Source organism: Pseudomonas sp. H3_D04 (assembly GCF_054669175.1).
Map to the genome: position 1 here is coordinate 5,012,132 of NZ_CP162801.1, position 20,369 is coordinate 5,032,500.

A 20,369-nucleotide genomic window follows, 5' to 3' on the forward strand; every position below is an offset into this window, starting at 1 on the left:
TCATGCCCTCCCCAGAACCAGCGAGCTGTTAACACCGCCGAACCCGAACGAATTGGACATCACCACATTGATCGACTGACGCACCGGCTCGCTGAGAAACTTCAGAGAGGGGTATTCGGCGCGGTCGTGATCGTAGTTCAAGGTCGGCAACAGCACGCCGTCCCGCAGGCTGATCAATGACAGCACCGCTTCAATCGCGCCGCTGCCCGCCAGGGAATGACCGATGGCCGATTTGTTGGCAGTGAACGTCACATGTTCCTGGCACTCGCCGAACACCCGCTGCAAGGCCAAAGCCTCGCAGCTGTCGTTGGCCTGGGTAGACGTGCCATGGGTGTTGACGTGTTGCACGGCGCTGCTGAGCAGCCCGGCGTCTTCGATTGCAGCTTCCATGCATTCCTCGTATTTGCTGCCGTCCCGGCTGCTGGAGGTCATTTTTTGTGCCTCGCACATATTCGCGTAACCCAGCACGCGCCCCAACGGCGCGGCTTTGCGACGTTGCGCATGCTCGGCGGATTCGAGAATGATCATGGCCGCGCCCTCGCTGATCACGAAGCCACAGCGGTCCGGCATGAACGGTCGACTCTGCTCGCTTGCCGGCAGGTCGGCCTGACACAGCGCGCCCAGGCTGTTGAACATGTAGTACGGCAACTCGTTGGCCATCAGTTCGACGGCACCGCAAATGGCCAGGTCGATTTCACCGCGCTCGATCGCGCGGTAGGCGCTGCCGATCGCCATGGTGCCGGCGGCGCAGGCATCGGAGTGGGTCGAAATGTGATCGCGGATACCGAGCATCTCGGCCAGGTGCTGGGTCTGCTGATCGACCCGGCGCCCGAAGACCGCGCTCGACGCCGCCGGGTTATCCAGCAGTTGATCCAGATCGACACGCCCGGACTCATCCATGCAGCGACTGGCCCGGTGCAGATCGTGACTGTCCGCGCAGTACTTGTTGGCCCCCAGGAACAATCCGCTGCGGGTGTGAGCAAAGGCTGTCGGGGTCAGACCGGCATGCTGAATGGCTTGTCGAGCGACGAACTCGGCCAGCACACTTTGCCGTGGATGCAGCGCAGCATTGCCGCCGAAACCCGCGGCGATCTGCTGCCACTGGCCGTCATCGATAAACCCGGCAGCGCTGTTGTTGAAGCCCAGCGCCTTGAACCGTGGATGTTCGCGAACACAGGACTGCTTCTGGCAGATCCGCTCGAACAACGTGGCGGCGTCCAGTGCCATGGGCGCCACCAGACCGAATCCGGTCACATAGACTTCTCGTGCCCGCATGAGAACTCCTACACCGTCTCTTTGACGTGAGTGGCCACAAATTGCTCCACCAGTTGGCGTGAAACCTCGTCGCCGTCGGCCGGCACCAGCCGCGCACTGCACGCGTCACAGACCACTTGCTGACGTTCGTTCAGCACGGCTTTTTGAGCGCCGCAATCGGGGCAGTTCTGCGGCAGATAGTTGAAGAGGTTGCGGCACTGTTGCGCCCAGTTGCGCACGGTGGTGGCGGCAAATACCTGCGCCGGTTGCATGCCGGACTGGAGTTGATCCGGGGAGTAGGCGCTGAGGCTCTGTTCAAGCAAGGCCTTGCCGTTTTCAGTGATGCGACCGCTGGCCAGGAACTCGCCGGCGTCGCCGCAGACAGCGACGGCGTGATCGAGCACGCTGGTTTTGGGCAAGGTGCAGCCATACTGACGGCCCAGTTGAAAGCTCAGGTCGACGATGTCCAGCGAATCGGCGCTGAGATCCTCGACGATACTGCTGTTCTCATCGATATCATCGACGCTCATCACCAACAGTTGCGCGAGGATCTCGCGGGTGCTGACAATGACGTTTTCCAACTCCAATGGATTGTTCATCTCTATCTCCCTATATCGTGATTGCTTCATGAATTCCGTATGTGAGAAGTAACTTTTCCCACAGCAACTTCTGACGCGGCGGAAATCTAAACTCTGCCCTTAAGGGGAGAGTCAACGAACTATTCAAAGTTTTTTAACCACTTGAGACAGACGTCCTAACAGGCCTGCGCACCGCACTCGATTGGTGCGAAGCCCCATGCCTGTCGACTTATTTACTTAACAAAGGCTGCGTATGGTGGGGTGCACACTGTATCGCCGGCTAAATAGAGAGGGGCTCGAAAGTATTAACTTCTGGCTGACAGCACAGACGTACCAATAATAAAAACCGGATAAGAAAACAGTTATAACTTCATAACTTTCAACCTAGCCCTTAGATATGCGTATTGAGGATTTAGAAGCCGACCAGGCAAATCGGCACAGCGCTTCTGGGTAACTGAGTGTCGAGCACAGACAACTGACCGAGTGCGGGGCGCTATAGGGTGCGGCTTCAGTTCTCTAATCCACTGCCCCGGAGTCCACATGACCGCACCTATTACCGTTCTTCGCGATACTCATCCGCTGCCGGTGCTCGACGCCTGCAAATGGGAAAAACTCGAAGGCGACCCGCACACCGTCAACCTCAACGCCTACACCAGCGAAGACGGCAGCAAGATCATGGGCACCTGGATCTGCACGCCGGGCAAGTGGTATGTGGAATACGTGAAGTGGGAATACTGCGATTTCCGCGAGGGGTATTGCATCATCACCCCGGAAGGCAAAGAGCCGATCCATCTGCGTGCTGGTGATATTTTCGTCATTGAGCCGGGGATGAAAGGCACGTGGGAAGTGGTTGAAACCGTGCGCAAGTATTTCGTGTTTGCCTGATACAAAAAACCGGGAGACCACCCGACGTGGTCTCCCGGTAAATACGCATTCCTTGTGGCGAGGGAGCTTGCTCCCGCTCGGTTGCAAAGCAGCCGTAAAATCAGCAACTGCGTTTTATCTAACGCACCTCGTTCACGGGCATCAGGTCTGCTTCGCGAACCAGCGGGAGCACGCTCCCTCGCCACAAAAGCCTTTAATCACACTCCCCGGAAAACTTCTTACTGGGGTTTGCGATAGCTGTTGATGATCGCCGAGAAGTCCTTGCCACCCTCCCCACGCTGGCTCATCGCCTGATACAACTGCTGGGCCACCGCGCCGAGCACCACCGGTTGGTGCGCCTGACGTGCCGCCTCAGTGGCCAGCCCCAGATCCTTGAGCATCAGTTCGGCACCGAAACCACCGGTATAACCGCGCGAGGCCGGTGCCGTTTCGACGATGCCGGGCCACGGGTTGTACATCTCCGAACTCCAGCAACGCCCGGTGGAACTGTTGATGATTCCCGCCAGCACGGTGGTGTCGATGCCGAGGGCATCGCCCAGCGCCATGGCTTCACTGACGCCGACCATGGAAATCGCCAGCAGCAGGTTGTTGCAGATCTTGGCGATTTGCCCGGTGCCGACTTCACCGCAATGAACGATGTTGCGGCCCATCTGCGCCAGCACCGGTTGCAGGGTCGCAAACAGTTCAGGCGTGGCGCCGACCATGAAAGTCAGCGTCCCGGCCGCCGCACCGCCCGTACCGCCAGAGACTGGCGCATCGGCCATGGCCACGCCATGCTTGGCCGCAGCGGCTGCCACATCGCGCGCAGTCTGCGGATCGATGGTGCTGCAATCCACGGCTGGCACGCCTTTGCCGATACCGGCGAGCACGCCGTCCTCACCCAGCCAGACACTGCGTACATGCACAGCGGCGGGCAGCATGGTGATCACCAGTTCCGCGCCTTGTGCCGCTTCACGGGCCGAAGCGCTGATGCTGCCGCCCAGTTGTTCCAGCTCCGCCAGAACGGTTTTGTTCAGGTCCACCAGGCTCAGTGCGTGGCCGGCCTTGATCAGGTTGCGCGCCATCGGCGCGCCCATGTTGCCGAGACCGATAAAAGCGATTTTCATGTCCCGCTCCTTAACGCAAGTTGATGGTGGTGTTCACACCGTCGTTGACGCTGTCGTCATCGAACCAGCGACTGGTGACCGTCTTGGTCTGAGTGTAGAACTGCACCACTTGCTTGCCATACGGACCGAGGTCGCCCAGTTTGGAGCCGCGCGAACCGGTGAAGCTGAAGAACGGGACCGGCACTGGAATCGGGATGTTGATGCCGACCTGGCCAACGTCGATTTCGGTCTGGAATTTGCGCGCGGCCGCACCGCTTTGGGTGAACAGGCCGGTGCCGTTGCCGAACGGGTTGGCGTTGACCAGTGCGATGGCCTCATCGAGGGTATCGACTTCCAGGACCACCAGCACCGGGCCGAAGATTTCCTGGGTGTAGATTTGCATCTCGGGGGTCACGCCGGAGAACAGGGTCGGGCCGACAAAGTTGCCCTTCTCGAAGCCTGGAACGGTGACGTCGCGACCATCCAGCTCCAGCTTGGCGCCTTCCTTGATGCCGCTCTCGATCAGGTCGAGAATCCGCTGTTTGGCTTTTTTCGAGATCACCGGGCCAACGTCAGTGCCCGGCTCGCTGCCGGCATTCACGGTGAGTTTTTGCGCCAGCGCTTTCAGGTCCGGCAACCATTGTTTGGCCGCGCCCACCAGCACCACCACGGACGTGGCCATGCAACGTTGGCCCGCTGCGCCGAAACCGGCGCCGACCAGCGCATTCAGTGCTTGTACGCGATTGGCATCCGGCAGAACCACGGCGTGGTTTTTCGCGCCCATCATCGATTGCACACGCTTGCCGTGTTTACCGGCCAGGTCGTAGACGTGAGTACCGACCGCAGTCGAACCGACGAAGGAAACAGCCTTGATGTCTTTGTGGGTGCAGAGCGCGTCCACCACGTCCTTGCCGCCATGCACCACGTTGAGCACACCCGCCGGAACACCGGCCTCGATCGCCAGTTCCACCAGCAGCATGGTCGACATCGGGTCCTGTTCGGACGGCTTGAGCACGAAGGTGTTGCCGCAGGCGATGGCCATCGGGAACATCCACAGCGGAATCATCGCGGGGAAGTTGAACGGGGTGATGCCGGCGCAAACGCCGATGGGCTGACGCAGGGTGTAAGTATCGACGCCGCCGGCGACGTTTTCGGCGAACTCACCCATTTGCAGGGTGCCGATGGAGCAAGCGTGTTCGACCACTTCCAGACCGCGGAAGATGTCGCCCTCAGCGTCGGCGATGGTTTTGCCCTGCTCGTTGCTGAGCACCACGGCGATGCGCTTGGAGTGTTCGCGAATCAACGCCTGGAGCTTGAGCATGATGCGCATCCGCGCGCCGATCGGCGTCAGCTTCCAGGTCTGGAAGGCGCGATGGGCAGCACTGATCGCGGCGTCCACTTCCTGCGCGGTGGCGAACGGAACCTTGGCCAGCACTTGCTGGGTGGCCGGGTTGACGATGTCGTGCCACTCGGTGGTCTGGGACTCGACCCACTCGCCGTCGATCAACAGCTTGACCGTTTGCACAGTGGTTTCGTTTGGCGTGAGCGATGCGTTCATGTTGGGTCTCCGGGACGTTGTTGTTATCTAGAGAACTATCTTGAGAGCCAAGGCGAGATAGCAGCCTTGAGATGAGGCGTGTGTCGCGAATTGGTTGTCGGACTGTTTTTGGAGTATAGATGTGCAAACTTCTAATAAGAACGCACATAAAAGCCGGTCCATCATGCAAAAAAACATCACGTCGTTAGGCTCATTGAACTGGGATGACCTCAAGTTTTTCCTCGAAGTCGCCCGCACCCGCAAGGCCAGCACGGCGGCCAAGCGCCTGGCGGTGGACTACACCACCGTGTCGCGGCGCATCAGTTCATTGGAAGCGGCATTGGGTACATTGCTGTTCGAGAAGTCCCGGACCAGCGGTTTTGTCCTGACCACCGAAGGTCAGAGATTGCTCGGTTACGCGGAATCGATTGAAAGCACGCTGCACATGGCCTGCGAACAGGTTTCAGGCTCCGGCGTGGCGCTGTCCGGGCATGTGCGCATGGGTTGCACCGAAGGCTTCGGCAGTTTTTTCATCACCCCGCAGCTGAGCCATTTTGTCGACGCCTACCCGGCGATCTCGGTGGACATCCTGCCGCTGCCGCACTTCATCAGCCTGTCCAAGCGCGAGGCGGACATCGTCATCGCCCTGGAGCGCCCGGAACATGGCCCTTACGTCTGCTGCAAACTCTGCGACTACAAACTGCAGCTTTATGCGACGCAGGATTATCTGGACAAGCACCCGCCGATCCGCCGCCCGGCAGATTTGGGCAAGCATTCATTCATCAGTTATGTCGACGATCTGGCGTTTAGCTCGGAGCTGTTGTACCTGGCGAATGTGTTGCCCGGCGCCAGCGCCAACTTGCGCAGCACCAGCGTGATCGCACAATTCGTGGCGGCGCAGCAAGGACGGTCATTGGCGATTCTGCCGTGCTTCCTCGCGGCGCAGGACTCGCGCTTGCTTCCGGTGTTGCCGGAAGAGATCAACATCACGCGGCAGTTCTGGATGTACTGCCGGGAGGATCTGAGGAAGCTCAAGCGGATCACCCTGTTGTGGGATTACATCCGTTCGGTCACCGAGCAGAATCAGAGTCTGTTGATGGGCGAAAGCCGGGAGATGTTGTTCGCTGACTAATCGGCGCTCACCACGATCGATACCCGGCGGTTTTCGGTGCGGCCAGAGGCGGTGTCGTTCGACGTCACCGGCTGACTGCTGCCAAGACCGCGCAGTTGGATGTTTTCTTCTTTCATGCCCACCGTGGTCAGCACTTTGCCGACGCTTTTCGCGCGACGCAGGGAAAGTTGTTCGTTGTAGGACTCTTTGCCCGAGGCATCCGTGTGACCGTCGACCCGCACTCGCTCGATGCCGACACCCAGCAAGGCCTTGCCGATCTGTTGGACGATCCCGGTACTGGCGGCGTTCAGGCTGTCATCGTCACTGCCAAACAGCACTTTGCCGGATAGACCGAACGCCCAGCCCTCATCGGTCAGCTCGAAGCCTTGCTGTTTGAGTACAGTGATTTGCGCCGGGGTCAGCCCCTTTTGCGGTGCGGTCTGGCACCCGGTCAATGCCAGGACGGCCATGAACAAGGTGATTGCGAAAAATCGCGGGGAACGCTGGGTAATTGAGAACACGGCAATTTAGCTCCTGGTGTGTACGTGGGCGACCGGGTGCTCCGCCCCGGACGTGTGCTGCGCACCTCGGGAAAGGCGCTTGGCCTGGTACATCGCCGCATCGGCGGCATTGAGCAATGCGCCCGGGGTGGCACCATGATCCGGGTACACGGCGATACCGATACTGAGTGAAGTCAGAACCTGGGTATGACCCGGTAACGGGATGGGCTCTTCCATGCTGGCAAGGATCTTGTCAGCGATCCGCTCGGCGTCTTCGGTTTTATGCAGCGGCGTCAGCAACACCGCAAATTCGTCACCGCCCAGCCGCGCCACCAGATCCTCTTCACGCAACTGCGCCCGAACCCTGTTGGCGACGGCAACCAGCACGGCGTCGCCGGCGGCATGACCGAAGCTGTCATTGATTTCCTTGAATCGATCACTGTCGAGAAACAGCACGGCCACGCGCTCATTGAGCTTGTGAGCATTGCGCAGTGCACGCATCAGACGGCCTTCGAAAAACGCCCGGTTTGGCAATCCGGTGAGGCTGTCGTGGCTGGCTTGGTGCGCCAGGGTTTCGTTTTCGCTTTGCAGGTGGGTCTGCCAGGACTCGAGTTCATCAAGCAAGGCATTGAAGTCGTTGCCCAGGTTGTCGAGTTCAGCGATATCGGCGGGTGGCACGCGCCGGTCGAAGGCTCGATCGCTGCGGGCGGCGTGGGCTACGGCGGCCAGGCTTCGCAGAGGCCCCGTGATTCCGCGAAGTTGTCGGCGTGCCAGATAGAGTGCGACCCAGGCGCTGATGGCCGTACACAGAATAATGCCCATCAGGCCGCTGAGCAGAAAACGCATCAAGCTGCCACCGTGACCGGTGAGCTGAATGCTGCCGATTTCCCGACCTTGATGAACGATCGGCATGTCGATGGGTTTTTCCAGAAAGGCTTTGGCGATCTGCAATTCCAGATCAGAGAGCAAGCCGCTTTCCGGTCGCTGCCAACGGGCCAGTAACCGGCCTTTTTCATCCAGCACCCTGGCGTCAGCGACTTCTTCAGTGGAGGCGATCAATGCCAGGGCCTCAGTGGCAGCGGCTTTGTCGTTGAACACCACCGCGGCTTCCACGGTGTAATTGATCGAGCGTGCGATCAGGTGCAGGTTGTGGTCGGCATACACCCGCAACGCCAATACACCCAGCAGTGTCAGCGAGACGCTGGCCATGGCCACGGCGACCAGGGCGACGATCAAATGTCCCCGGCCAATGACCGAGCGCAACGTTGGACGACTACCCGGTTTGAATAGACTCATGGCGCCGCCGGCTTGCGGCGGGACAATTGCAGCACACTGGGGTGAATGCGCACGCCGCTACGGGCGACGGAATCGAGGTTGACCTCGAAAGATACCTGATCATCAGTGACCCTGAGGCAAAACAGACTGCCGACGGTGCATTGATCATCGCTCTCGCTGATGCTCAACACCGGGCGTCCTGTCAGCGAAGCAAAGAGTTGGCGGCGCTCGTCGTCGGTCAATTTGCCGATGTACACCGCATCGCACTCACCGACGATCGACGGATTGTCGGCCAACAGCCGGCGCACATTGACGGGCCGGCCGGTGGCTTGGGTTGTGCCCTTGACCAGGTCGTCGGTGTATTCGGTGGGGCCGACCACGCACAGCCGCAGTTGCGCAGGCTCAACAGGCCAGCGCGCATAACTGAGAATCCCGAGGACAACCTGAGTGACCGATCTGGCACGTTGGTCGGCCATGCTCACCGGGGTTTCCGATTGAGCGAACACGACACCGGTCAGCAAGCAGAGGAGCCCCGCGAGCAGCACTTGCTTGCGGCTAACGACGCGCCCTGTCGTCCAGACAGCCACCTTCATGCGGGGATTCTCTTCGATGTTACGAAATAATGTCGCAACGATAGCATAGCGTTTACCCCCCAGCGAGGCGGTGCACTACGGCACTTCGGACAGTTTCCGGCGTACACGCCAGCCTATCGATGGCTCGGCTCAACCCCATCGTCCAACTCCAGCATCAACCCGCTCAAGCGCTTGACCTTGCGCCGCACGGCCTCCTCAAACACTCCGGCCCGTGGCTCGATCAAGGTGAACCAGTTCTTGGCCCGGGTGATCCCGGTGTAGATCAACTCCTTGGTCAGTACAGGGTTCAGCGCATCCGGCAGAATCAACGCCGTATGGGCAAACTCCGAGCCCTGGGATTTGTGTACGGTCATGGCATAAACCGTCTCGACATCGTTGAGTCGACTCGGTAGAACAAATCGCACGCCACCCTGGCCATCATTGCGCGGGAACGCCACACGCAGTACGTGCTTGCCAGCCTCAGGCCCATCACGTTCCGGCAGTTTGAGGGCAATACCGATATCACCGTTCATCAACCCCAGGCCATAGTCATTACGCGTCATCAATACCGGTCGACCTTCGTACCACTGCTGGTCGCTGTCGATCACTCGAGCCTTGAGCAGCGCGGCGGTTACACGTTGATTCAATCCCTCCACGCCCCATGGCCCTTTGCGTACCGCGCACAACAACTGGAAGGCGTCGAAAGCTTGCAATACCTGACGCGCCCAATCGGTCCAGCGGGAGTCTTCGAGCAGGCTGTCGAGCGGTGGCCGCTGGCTGCGAAGCACACTCAGGTAGTGGCGATAACCTTGCGGTCCGTCGCCATGGCCTTCGAGCAGCAAGTGTTCCAGCGCCCGGTCGTGCTCACCTTTGAGGGGCAGGGAAAACACGTCGGCGTGACTTCGAGCAGCCAGCAACGTGCGGGCTTCCTCCGGTTGCTGCTGATTGACCCATCGCGCCAACTGGCCAATGCCGCTGCCTTCACCGAAGCGGCGCGAGTGACGCAGCATCACCACTTGCTGGGCCAGGGGGTGAGTCGCGTCAGTGTCTTCCTGCAAACCGCTGGCCAGCAGGCTTTCACCACTGACCGTCTCCAGCCACTGGCGCGTCTGCGGGCTGTACCAACCGGCCTCGGCGTCGCGGCACAAATCACCGAGCACGGCGCCGGCCTCCACCGATGCCAGTTGGTCCTTGTCACCGAGCAACACCAGCCGGGCATGGGCCGGCATCGCGTCGAGCAAGTTCGCCATCATCTCCAGGTCAATCATCGAGGCTTCGTCCACCACCAGCACATCCAGCGGCAAGCGATTACCGGCATGGTGACGGAAGTGCCGGGTACCGGGGCGACTGCCAAGCAGGCGGTGCACGGTAGTCACGTCAGAGGGGATCTTGTTTCTTACGTTTTCATCGACTTCCAGCGTCCGGACTTGCTGGCTGATGGATTCTGTCAGCCGTGCCGCCGCTTTACCGGTGGGTGCGGCAAGGCGGATTCGCAACGGTTTGCCGGCCTCCACCGCTGGCGCCTGGAGCAATGCCAGCAACCGCACGACCGTGGTGGTTTTACCGGTCCCCGGGCCGCCGGTGACGATACTGAACGCACTGCGGGTAGCCAGGGCACAGGCGAGTTTCTGCCAATCGATCACTTCGCCGGGCCTGGCTGGACCGAATAAACCAGTGAGTCGCTGGGGCAAGTCATTCGGCGTTGTTTCGTGTTCAGCCAGGCGCAGGCGAAGGGCGTTGTCGATGCGTCTTTCGTAAACCCAGTAGCGACGCAGGTACAGGCGCTTGCCCGACAACACCAAGGGCCGTGATTGCGCAGCATCACGACCATCGACCGCCAGAGCCACCAGACGGCTGGACGCCAGGACCTTGCACCAATGGGCGCCATCCAGCGCCTCAAGCAGTTGCGACGGCAACAGCATCGCACCACTTTGCAGATCGCCTTCGGGTGGCAGCGACAGGGCAAAATCCGGCTCTTTGAGCGTCTCGAACAGGTCCAGGCAGACATGGCCGTGACCCAGTTGGTGGCTGGTCAATGCGGCGGCAAGCAACACCAACGGATCGTCGTCGGGGGCAAGCTCGTGGAGGAAGGCCACGAAGGCTTTGTCCAGCGCCCGCAGCCAGCCGCGTTCGACCCAGCGCGAGAGTAAAAGCAACAAGTCATCGGCACGACTCAGGGGTGCCAGATCCGCCATGGTTTCGGCTGCCAATGACGTGGGCAGCAAATCGGCGAAGGTGCGGCTCATAACAATACTCCCTGTTCCCAGGCGGGTTCGGCCTTGGGTTCTGGCTTGCCCTGGAAGAGTCGATCCAGACGCTCGATCAGCTCTCTGGGCGGACGGGAGAAATAGACGCCCTGGGTGGATGCCCGTGTGCCGCGCAAGAACAAATACAGAGCGCCACCGACATGCCGGTCGTAATCGTAGTCGGCAAGCCGCGCCTTGAGCTGGCGATGCAGGGCCAGCAGGTACAACACGTATTGCAGGTCGTAACGATTGTCGAGAATCGACTGCTCCATGGCCTGCTCGGTGTACGCCGCGTCATCAGGGCCCAGCCAGTTGGATTTGTAGTCGGCAACGTAATATCGGCCGTCGTGTTCGAACGTCAAGTCGATGAAACCCTTGAACATGCCGTTGAGCGAGACCGGTTCAGCGGCGACCCGGGCGACGCCGTTGTGGGTGTATTGGCGCACCAGTTCATCGAGCTTGAGCACGTCGACTTTATGGCTGGCGAACCAGAATTCCATCTCGACGCGGTATTGAGTGAGCTGCTCGAACACGACCGGAGGCTGCCCCCCGCCGAGGTGCAACGAAGACTTGAGCAAGTGCTGCAACCAATCACTCAGCGTGGTGATCCAGCCTTCCCAGCCTCGGCGGTTGCAGCGGCGGGCAATGGCATCTTCCACGACTTGTGGTGCAGCAGAAAAACCTTCATCACCGGCCCACTCCAGCAAACCATGGAGAAAGGTGCCGGGGTTGGGGCCGCGGGGGAACCGATGGATATCGGCACCACCGACGGCCACTTCTCGTGGCGCCTGCGGATCGAGACGTTCATCGTCAAAGAGCTTTTGCGCCTGCGGATTCTCCGGGGCCTCGTCACTGCCCACGCTCAGACTGTCGCCGATACGCAAAGCGCTGTACGAAGCAATCCACCAGTTTTCACTGGCCTTGCGCTTGGGTATCAGCGGCGCAAGCAACGTCGCGTCATTGCGTGGCGGATAATAATGCTCGGCCGTCGCTGGCGGCATATCACCGTACAGAAGCGCCGGGCAGTCCTGCTGGAGGTCTTCGAGCCAGCGTTTCAAACCTGCGGACTCGGCCAGAGGGGCACCACCGCCGAGCAAGTAACCCAATGCAGAAAGGTGCAGCACCGAGCTGTTGTTATTGCCGCGCTTGAGATCGGTCACACCCAGCCAGCAGGCATGTTGCGCCCGGGTCAGGGCGACATAGAGCAAACGCAGATCCTCCGCCAGACGTTCATCATCGGCCAGGGCGATCAACTCCGCAGTCGGTTTTAAAGTCACCTGCGCCTTGCCGTTTGAATCGTGGTAATGCAGCGGCAAACGGCTGCCATCCACCGGTTTTGCCGAGCAAATGAACGGCAGAAACACCAAGGGATACTCAAGGCCCTTGGACTTGTGAATGGTCACGACTTTAACCAGTTGCTCGTCGCTTTCCAGACGCAGGATCTGTTCTTCGCCGGCCTGACCGGACAACGCCAGATGCTCGGACAAATGACGAATCAGCGCTTGCTCGCCATCAAGCTCCGCAGCGGCTTGTTGCAACAACTCGGACAGGTGCAGCAAGTTAGTCAGTACCCGTTCACCGTCGCTGCGGGCGATCAACGATCGAGGCAACTGGAAGTCATGCAGCAAGCGCCGCAACATGGGCAGCACGCCTTGCTTGCGCCACAGCTCGCGATAACCGCGGAACTGCATGACCCGCGCTTCCCAGGCCAGTTCGTCCTGATTCAGCCGCTCCAGTTCCGCCAGGGAAAGGTTCAGCGTGATGCTGGCCAATGCGGCTCGCAGCGGTCGCTCGACATCCGGCTCGGCACAGGCTTTGAGCCAGGTCAGCAGGTCGTGGGCTTCTTGAGCGGCGAACACCGAATCCTTGTCCGACAGATAAACGCTGCGCACCCCGCGTGCAGACAGTTCGCCCCGCACGGCCTGGGCCTCTTTGCCGTCGCGAACCAGAATCGCGATGTCTGCGGGTAGCAGGCTCCGGAAGTCCATGTCCTTCTCAATGAAACCTGCACGACCTTCCTGGCCACCATTAAGTAACGCGGTGATTTCACTGGCGCACGCGGCGGCGAGTTTTTGTCGGTATTCCACGCCGGACAGCGGCTGATCGGCGGACAGGTGCCAGATGTTCAGAGCCGGCACGAGCTGGCCATCGATGTGCAGAACTTCTTTGCGCCCTTGGGACTCGACGGGCAGGAACGGTACCGGGTTCTCACCGTTCTTTTCACGAAACAGAAACGCGCCGCGCCCCAGCTCACGAGACTCCGCGCGCTCGAACACATGGTTCACCGCATTGACCATGCCATGGCTGGAACGGAAATTCGTACCCAGGGTATGCAGACGGCCGGCGGTGGCCTGGCGGGCTCGCAAGTAGGTGTAGATGTCGGCGCCACGAAAGGCGTAGATCGCTTGCTTGGGATCGCCGATCAGAAACAGGCCGCCTTCAGGGTTGTTGTCTTCGATGCGATAGATGCTTTCGAAAATCCGGTACTGCACCGGGTCGGTGTCCTGGAACTCATCGATCAGCGCCACCGGAAACTGTTCGCGGATCAAGGTCGCCAGGCGTTCACCACCCTCGGATTGCAACGCCGCATCGAGGCGCAGCAACATGTCGTCGAAACCCATTTCCGCGCGGCGGCGTTTTTCTTCTTCGAACCGTGCCCCGACCCATTGCGCAGCATGTTGCAGAACGGCCGCGTCGGGGGTTGGCAAGCCGTCGAGGCTGGCCTTGAGCCCGGGCATGGCGTCCAGCCCCGGATGACTGGGGGCGTCGCCTTTCCAGGCTTCGGCCATGCCGTCAGGCGTCAGGCGAGTGAAGCCCGTGCCGATATCCAGTTGCTCAAGGGATTCATCTTCAGCCCATGCTTTTAACTTTTCGAACCAGGGTTCGAAATAACGTGCCTGCATCTTTCGACCATCGACACTTTTGCTCGCAACACCTTGGTGACAGATGGCAAGCAGTTCGTCCGCCCATTGGCGCCAGGGCATCTTGAGTTCGAGCAAGGCCAGTCGCCGTTCCTGCAAGCACTCGGCGATCAGCTCGGCAGGCTCCTTGCCTTCAGTGCTGTCACGCTCACTGGCGAATAAACTACGTACTCGCGGTAATAACGCCGCTGGCCCTCCCCAATTACCCCGCACCCAGTTCAGCGCATCACCTTGCATCGGATAGCAGAACAGCCGCCAGTAATCACGCAGGACTTCACCCAGCAAGTCGCTGTGATCGGTTTCCAGGGTCTGGGTAAACAGGCTGCCACTGTCAAACGCGTGCTCACGCAACATGCGCTGGCACCAACTGTGAATGGTCGAGACGGCGGCTTCATCCATCCACTGCGCGGCAATGTCCAGACGGTTTGCACAGCCGGACCACTGTTCCGGGAGGTACTGGTCACGCAACTCCGCGATGAGGCTATCGGGTGCCTGGGTCTCGTCCCGAAAGTATCGGGCCGCTTCGGCCAGTCGGGTACGTATACGTTCGCGCAACTCTTTAGTCGCGGCATCAGTGAACGTGACCACGAGGATTTGCGGCGGCAAGAGTTCACGCCCAAACCCACTCGATTCGCCACCGTGACCAAGGACCAGACGCAAGTACAGCGCAGAAATGGTGAATGTCTTGCCGGTACCGGCGCTGGCTTCGATCAGTTGGCTGCCGCTCAGGGGAAAAGCCAGGGCCAGCGGTGTTTTCGTGGTCATGAGCGCGCCTCCTCGCTGGTCAATGAACGCCAGGGGGCTTCAAGCATCGGTTTGTACAAAGCGTTGCACCAATCGGGGAAAGTCTCCTCGGCGGTCAGCGCGTCGTAATCAGGGAACTGTCGTGCGAGTGCCGGACTTTCGCGGCGTTCGCCGTCGGTGGTTTGACCGTCGCCTTCATAGGCCTTGCGAGCAGCGGTGTCGGCTTTGGCCGGGTCAGTTTGAGAGAGCCACGCGAAGGCGGTTTTCACGGCAATCGGCAGGGGTTGGCGCATGCCGGTTTGCCATGCTTGCAACAGGTTACTCAAGGCATGACGTGCAGCGCCCTGCTCCAAAGGGGCCAGTAGCAGACTGTCGTCACTGGCGACCAGCGCGGTGGTCATCGACATGCCGCTGGCGCAAGCGACCAGGTGATTGACCCAAGGTCGCGTCAGCCGATGCCACTTGCGGGTCTTGATCGAACCAATGCTGTTGGGAATCGTGGTAATCGACAACAGGCCACCATCCGCACGCTGGTGCAGGCCACTGAGCCAGCCTTCCAGGCGCAGGCCTTCCAGTTCCAGATTCACAGGCAACGCACTAGTCAGCGGCGTTGGCCACAACGTAAGGAGTTGTTGATAACGCTGCAACAGATCCGGCAGCGGTTCGATCAACTCTCGCTGCAGGCATTCGCCGAAACCGGCCATGGGCAAGAGCCCACTGTTTTGCAAACGTTTAGCACGGGCCTCAAGCGCATGATCGACGTGATCCAGTTGCCCGAGCGCCGCTTCGAGCAAACTGTCACTGAGGCTATAGCGTTGGAGAGCGTCGAGTACGAAGGGCTCTTCGTCGGCCAAGGGGGCTTCAGCCGCTTCGAAGAACACCTTGAGTCGCTGACTGAAAAAATGTCGCACGGGATTGCGCAGGAAATCCTGCAATTGACCGAGGCTCAGCGGCTCTTCCTGAACATAGGCATCAAGGGGCTTGATGTCCGTTGCCTGTTCACTGGCTTGATGAAGCACCTGCCACTCGCTTGCGAAACTGAACAGGTCATTACCTTCATGAAAATAGCGTGCGCTGAAGGGTTGCAGCGGGTGCTCCTGAGTCACCGATTCCAGCAGCTTTTCACTGTCGACCTGTAATCGCCAACCACCGGCAAGATGATCGCGCAGTTGACCAATCAGTACCGAGGCTGGGCGCTCGCTATTGTCCCGAATACTACGGCCGACCCAACTGATATAGAGTTGGTCACGTGCCGACAACAGGGCTTCCAACAAGAGATAGCGATCATCCTCGCGCCGGGAACGATCACCCGGGCGGTAATCGCTGCCCATGAGATCAAAGTCCAGCGGCGGTTGTGCACGCGGGTAATCTCCGTCATTCATCCCGAGCAAACAGACGAGTTTGAAGGGGATCGCCCGCATCGGCATCAAGGTGCAGAAGTTGACGGCTCCGGCCAGAAAACGCTGGGACAGCCGGCCCTGGTCGAGGCCTGCCAGCCAGGCTTCACGGACCACGGTCAAGGGCAGCTCATCATGCAAGCCCACTGATTCGCAGGTCTCGAGCCAGGTTTCCCGCAGTTCTTCGAGTTGACCCAGCAAGTAGTCGTCATGTTCATTGCTGGCCTGGAAGAACAACTGCACCAAAGCTTGCATCCTGACGCCCCATTGCTTAGGCGGTGCAGGTTGAGTCAGTTCCTGATGGGCAATCTCCAACGCGTCCAGCAGTGCAACCAAAGGACCGATGAGCGCAGCATCCAGACCGCCAATCTCGTCGTAAGGCTCAATGCCTTCGCAAGCAGCGGCGCTGCCGACGGCATAACCAAGCAGCATCCGGCGCAGGCCAAAACGCCAACTGTTTTGCTCCAGTTCTTGAGGCAAACCCAGACCCGCGCGCTGCTCGGCATTCATCCCCCAGCGAATACCAGCGCCTTCGATCCAGCGATGCAGGGTGGGCAGGTCACGTTCCTCGACACCGAAGCGAGCGCGCAGTGCAGGAACATCCAGCAAATCGAGGATCTCACTGACGGGGAAACGGCTGTCGGGCAGTTTGAGTAGATGCTCGACAGCAATCAGCAGCGGATCACGACCGCGCTGGCCTTGATCCGCCAGTGTGAAGGGGATGAAGCGCGGATCGAAGCGATCAAGTTGACCGAAGACTGCACGGATATGCGGAGCGTAGCTGTCGATGTCCGGAACCATCACGATTATGTCGCGAGGCTTCAAGTCTGGATCGGCACTGAAGCGTGCGAGCAACTGATCGTGGAGGATTTCCACTTCGCGCTGGGCGCTATGGGCGATGTGGAAACGAATGGATTCGTCCTGATTGAGATCGACAGGCGGCCAGAGCTCGCGGGTTTCATTCAAGGGGCGCAGTTCAAGGATGTCGTCCTGCAACTGGTTGAGCATGGTCTGTGGCTGGCTATCACTGAACAAGTCGATGCGCCCATCACGGAATGCCGAGCGGTAGCTGTTGGGATCGTCGTAGCTGTCGAGCAGATTGATGTAGTCCCGCCCCTGCTTGCCCCATGCCGCCAATAGCGGGTGAGCATGTTGGTGAAGGGTTTGCGGATCAAGCACGACAGGCATTCCGCTCTTGCGAGCCTGACGCTTGTATTGATGCCGCAGAAGGTCTTTATCGGCGACGATGTCTGCCCAATGATGACGACATGGGTTGTGTACGCAAAGCAGAACCTGGCTGAATCGCGCCAGTCCGGCGAGAGCTTCGAGCGCTTGCGCCGGGAGAGAGGAGATCCCGAAAACGATGACCCGGGAAGGTAATCCGCTGGGGGCCACGTCGAGGCTGTTGATGCGCTCGATGAACCGTTGATGAACACCGGCACGGCTTTGCGCCATGCCTTGCTCACCCACATCCAGCAACAGAGCCCGCCATAACTCTGCCTGCCAGCAGTTGGCTGGGGTCAGGGGCTTGGCTTCGCCTCGGCCGTTTCGCAATTGATGACGACCGTCCGCCCAATCTTCAAGCCAGTCGGCCCGGTATACCTGGTATTGGTCGAACAGATCAGCCAGCCGCTCGGACAGTTGGTAGCGTTTGCGCAGGTCAGTGTCATTGGTAAGGAAGCGTTGCAGCGGTTCGAAGTGCGGTTGATTGATCAACTGGGGAAGCAGACGCATCAGACGCCAGGTGAGTGGAGCTTTATCGAGCAGGGATTTGACCGGAATTTCATCACGACCCAGAACCATGCGATAGAGCTGCCACATGAAGCTGCCTGGGAGTTGAACGTCGATGGCTGCCGCAATGCCGCAGCCACCCATGTCGTCTTCTTCAGGGTCTTCAGCCAGAGCCAGTTTCAGCCACTGGGCGATGCCGTTGCTCTGTACCAGGGCGATTTCATTTTCCAAGGGAGCCAGCGGGTAGCGGCGCATCCAGCTGACCACCAGACTGCGCAACTCGTCCAGGCGATTACCGTGAACCACCATAAAACCAGCACTGAGGGACGTCGCGTCCGGCATAAAGGCTTCCTTGGAAAAATACAAAAGCTAGGGCCGAACCTTAGCATTGTCGGGAGACTGTGACAGCCGGGAGCCGTCCGATGTTGCTGTACGAACTTTCCTGCGGACAAAACAAAACCCCTACCTGCATACGCAGATAGGGGTTTCGGAATTTAATCTTGACGATGACCTACTCTCACATGGGGAAACCCCACACTACCATCGGCGATGCATCGTTTCACTGCTGAGTTCGGGATGGGATCAGGTGGTTCCAATGCTCTATGGTCGTCAAGAAATTCGGTAGCCAGGTCGCTTGCCTTACGGCGCACGCTCCAGCGAATGGGTATGTGATAGATCTCGGTGTTTGTGAACAATCGAACTTTCGGTTCATTTCGTCTTCACACACCGCAATCTGGTGCCCTTTCAGGTCAGCAAATTGCTTGGGTGTTATATGGTCAAGCCTCACGGGCAATTAGTATTGGTTAGCTCAACGCCTCACAGCGCTTACACACCCAACCTATCAACGTCGTAGTCTTCGACGGCCCTTCAGGGGACTCAAGGTCCCAGTGAGATCTCATCTTGAGGCTAGTTTCCCGCTTAGATGCTTTCAGCGGTTATCTATTCCGAACATAGCTACCCGGCAATGCCACTGGCGTGACAACCGGAACACCAGAGGTTCGTCCACTCCGGTCCTCTCGTACTAGGAGCAGCCCCTCTCAAATCTCAAACGTCCACGGCAGATAGGGACCGAACTGTCTCACGACGTTCTAAACCCAGCTCGCGTACCACTTTAAATGGCGAACAGCCATACCCTTGGGACCGGCTTCAGCCCCAGGATGTGATGAGCCGACATCGAGGTGCCAAACACCGCCGTCGATATGAACTCTTGGGCGGTATCAGCCTGTTATCCCCGGAGTACCTTTTATCCGTTGAGCGATGGCCCTTCCATACAGAACCACCGGATCACTAAGACCTACTTTCGTACCTGCTCGACGTGTCTGTCTCGCAGTCAAGCGCGCTTTTGCCTTTATACTCTACGACCGATTTCCGACCGGTCTGAGCGCACCTTCGTACTCCTCCGTTACTCTTTAGGAGGAGACCGCCCCAGTCAAACTACCCACCATACACTGTCCTCGATCCGGATAACGGACCTGAGTTAGAACCTCAAAGTTGCCAGGGTGGTATTTCAAGGTTGGCTCCACGCGAACTGGCGTCCACGCTTCAAAGCCTCCCACCTATCCTACACAAGCAAATTCAAAGTCCAGTGCAAAGCTATAGTAAAGGTTCACGGGGTCTTTCCGTCTAGCCGCGGATACACTGCATCTTCACAGCGATTTCAATTTCACTGAGTCTCGGGTGGAGACAGCGCCGCCATCGTTACGCCATTCGTGCAGGTCGGAACTTACCCGACAAGGAATTTCGCTACCTTAGGACCGTTATAGTTACGGCCGCCGTTTACCGGGGCTTCGATCAAGAGCTTCGCGTTAGCTAACCCCATCAATTAACCTTCCGGCACCGGGCAGGCGTCACACCCTATACGTCCACTTTCGTGTTTGCAGAGTGCTGTGTTTTTAATAAACAGTCGCAGCGGCCTGGTATCTTCGACCGGCATGGGCTTACGCAGTAAATGCTTCACCCTCACCGGCGCACCTTCTCCCGAAGTTACGGTGCCATTTTGCCTAGTTCCTTCACCCGAGTTCTCTCAAGCGCCTTGGTATTCTCTACCCAACCACCTGTGTCGGTTTGGGGTACGGTTCCTGGTTACCTGAAGCTTAGAAGCTTTTCTTGGAAGCATGGCATCAACCACTTCGTGTTCTAAAAGAACACTCGTCATCAGCTCTCGGCCTTAGAATCCCGGATTTACCTAAGATTCCAGCCTACCACCTTAAACTTGGACAACCAACGCCAAGCTGGCCTAGCCTTCTCCGTCCCTCCATCGCAATAACCAGAAGTACAGGAATATTAACCTGTTTTCCATCGACTACGCTTTTCAGCCTCGCCTTAGGGACCGACTAACCCTGCGTCGATTAACGTTGCGCAGGAAACCTTGGTCTTTCGGCGTGGGTGTTTTTCACACCCATTGTCGTTACTCATGTCAGCATTCGCACTTCTGATACCTCCAGCAAGCTTCTCAACTCACCTTCACAGGCTTACAGAACGCTCCTCTACCGCATCACCTAAGTGATACCCGTAGCTTCGGTGTATGGTTTGA

Annotated in this window: 12 protein-coding genes and 2 rRNA genes (1 of these 14 cut by a window edge); 2 read left to right on the plus strand and 12 right to left on the minus strand. The window is 59.0% G+C overall.

The genetic code is table 11. The features are described 5' to 3' along the window. Together AB4N91_RS23230 and AB4N91_RS23235 are read right to left on the minus strand one after the other, a co-directional pair. Entirely contained in the window at window positions 1-1,275 is a 1,275-nt protein-coding gene (locus tag AB4N91_RS23230; RefSeq protein WP_010463731.1) for a beta-ketoacyl-[acyl-carrier-protein] synthase family protein, read from the minus strand. Between the two features lie 8 nt (window positions 1,276-1,283). Beyond that, window positions 1,284-1,853 (minus strand): acyl carrier protein, encoded by a 570-nt coding sequence (locus AB4N91_RS23235; protein WP_010463734.1) that lies wholly within the window; start codon window positions 1,851-1,853, stop codon window positions 1,284-1,286. 519 nt (window positions 1,854-2,372) lie between these two features. Here AB4N91_RS23235 and AB4N91_RS23240 point away from each other — a divergent pair. After that, window positions 2,373-2,717, plus strand: a complete 345-nt coding sequence (locus tag AB4N91_RS23240; RefSeq protein ID WP_007946320.1) for a cupin domain-containing protein — start codon at window positions 2,373-2,375, stop codon at window positions 2,715-2,717. 218 nt (window positions 2,718-2,935) lie between these two features. On the opposite strand, the gene mmsB is transcribed toward AB4N91_RS23240, so the two are convergent. Both mmsB and AB4N91_RS23250 read right to left on the minus strand, forming a co-directional pair. Further along, window positions 2,936-3,823 carry a 3-hydroxyisobutyrate dehydrogenase gene (mmsB, locus tag AB4N91_RS23245; RefSeq protein WP_010463737.1) on the minus strand — a complete coding sequence of 296 codons (888 nt, stop codon included), beginning with the start codon at window positions 3,821-3,823 and terminating at the stop codon, window positions 2,936-2,938. A gap of 10 nt (window positions 3,824-3,833) precedes the next feature. Beyond that, window positions 3,834-5,360 carry a CoA-acylating methylmalonate-semialdehyde dehydrogenase gene (locus AB4N91_RS23250; RefSeq protein ID WP_010463738.1) on the minus strand — a complete coding sequence of 509 codons (1,527 nt, stop codon included), beginning with the start codon at window positions 5,358-5,360 and terminating at the stop codon, window positions 3,834-3,836. A gap of 163 nt (window positions 5,361-5,523) precedes the next feature. Between AB4N91_RS23250 and AB4N91_RS23255 the strand changes: the two genes are divergently transcribed. Continuing rightward, window positions 5,524-6,471, plus strand: a complete 948-nt coding sequence (locus tag AB4N91_RS23255; RefSeq protein ID WP_010463739.1) for a LysR family transcriptional regulator — start codon at window positions 5,524-5,526, stop codon at window positions 6,469-6,471. Here AB4N91_RS23255 and AB4N91_RS23260 read toward each other — a convergent pair. The 8 genes from AB4N91_RS23260 to AB4N91_RS23295 all read right to left on the minus strand — a co-directional run. Beyond that, complete coding sequence (locus AB4N91_RS23260) at window positions 6,468-6,971, minus strand: OmpA family protein (RefSeq protein ID WP_010463740.1); 504 nt, start codon at window positions 6,969-6,971, stop codon at window positions 6,468-6,470. The two genes, AB4N91_RS23255 and AB4N91_RS23260, sit on opposite strands and share 4 nt — an antisense overlap. A gap of 6 nt (window positions 6,972-6,977) precedes the next feature. Further along, window positions 6,978-8,246 carry a diguanylate cyclase domain-containing protein gene (locus AB4N91_RS23265; protein ID WP_102595235.1) on the minus strand — a complete coding sequence of 423 codons (1,269 nt, stop codon included), beginning with the start codon at window positions 8,244-8,246 and terminating at the stop codon, window positions 6,978-6,980. Continuing rightward, complete coding sequence (locus AB4N91_RS23270; RefSeq protein ID WP_154502959.1) at window positions 8,243-8,818, minus strand: YfiR family protein; 576 nt, start codon at window positions 8,816-8,818, stop codon at window positions 8,243-8,245. Before AB4N91_RS23270 ends, AB4N91_RS23265 begins: the two co-directional genes overlap by 4 nt. Window positions 8,819-8,931: 113 nt before the next feature. Further along, window positions 8,932-11,043, minus strand: a complete 2,112-nt coding sequence (gene recD / locus AB4N91_RS23275; protein ID WP_154914024.1) for an exodeoxyribonuclease V subunit alpha — start codon at window positions 11,041-11,043, stop codon at window positions 8,932-8,934. Further along, window positions 11,040-14,729 carry an exodeoxyribonuclease V subunit beta gene (recB, locus tag AB4N91_RS23280; RefSeq protein WP_154914026.1) on the minus strand — a complete coding sequence of 1,230 codons (3,690 nt, stop codon included), beginning with the start codon at window positions 14,727-14,729 and terminating at the stop codon, window positions 11,040-11,042. Before recB ends, recD begins: the two co-directional genes overlap by 4 nt. After that, window positions 14,726-18,178, minus strand: a complete 3,453-nt coding sequence (gene recC / locus AB4N91_RS23285; protein WP_460111806.1) for an exodeoxyribonuclease V subunit gamma — start codon at window positions 18,176-18,178, stop codon at window positions 14,726-14,728. Before recC ends, recB begins: the two co-directional genes overlap by 4 nt. A gap of 156 nt (window positions 18,179-18,334) precedes the next feature. Then, window positions 18,335-18,450 (minus strand): 5S ribosomal RNA (gene rrf, locus AB4N91_RS23290). 158 nt (window positions 18,451-18,608) lie between these two features. Then, window positions 18,609-20,369 (minus strand): 23S ribosomal RNA (locus tag AB4N91_RS23295); it runs 1,131 nt beyond the window's last position.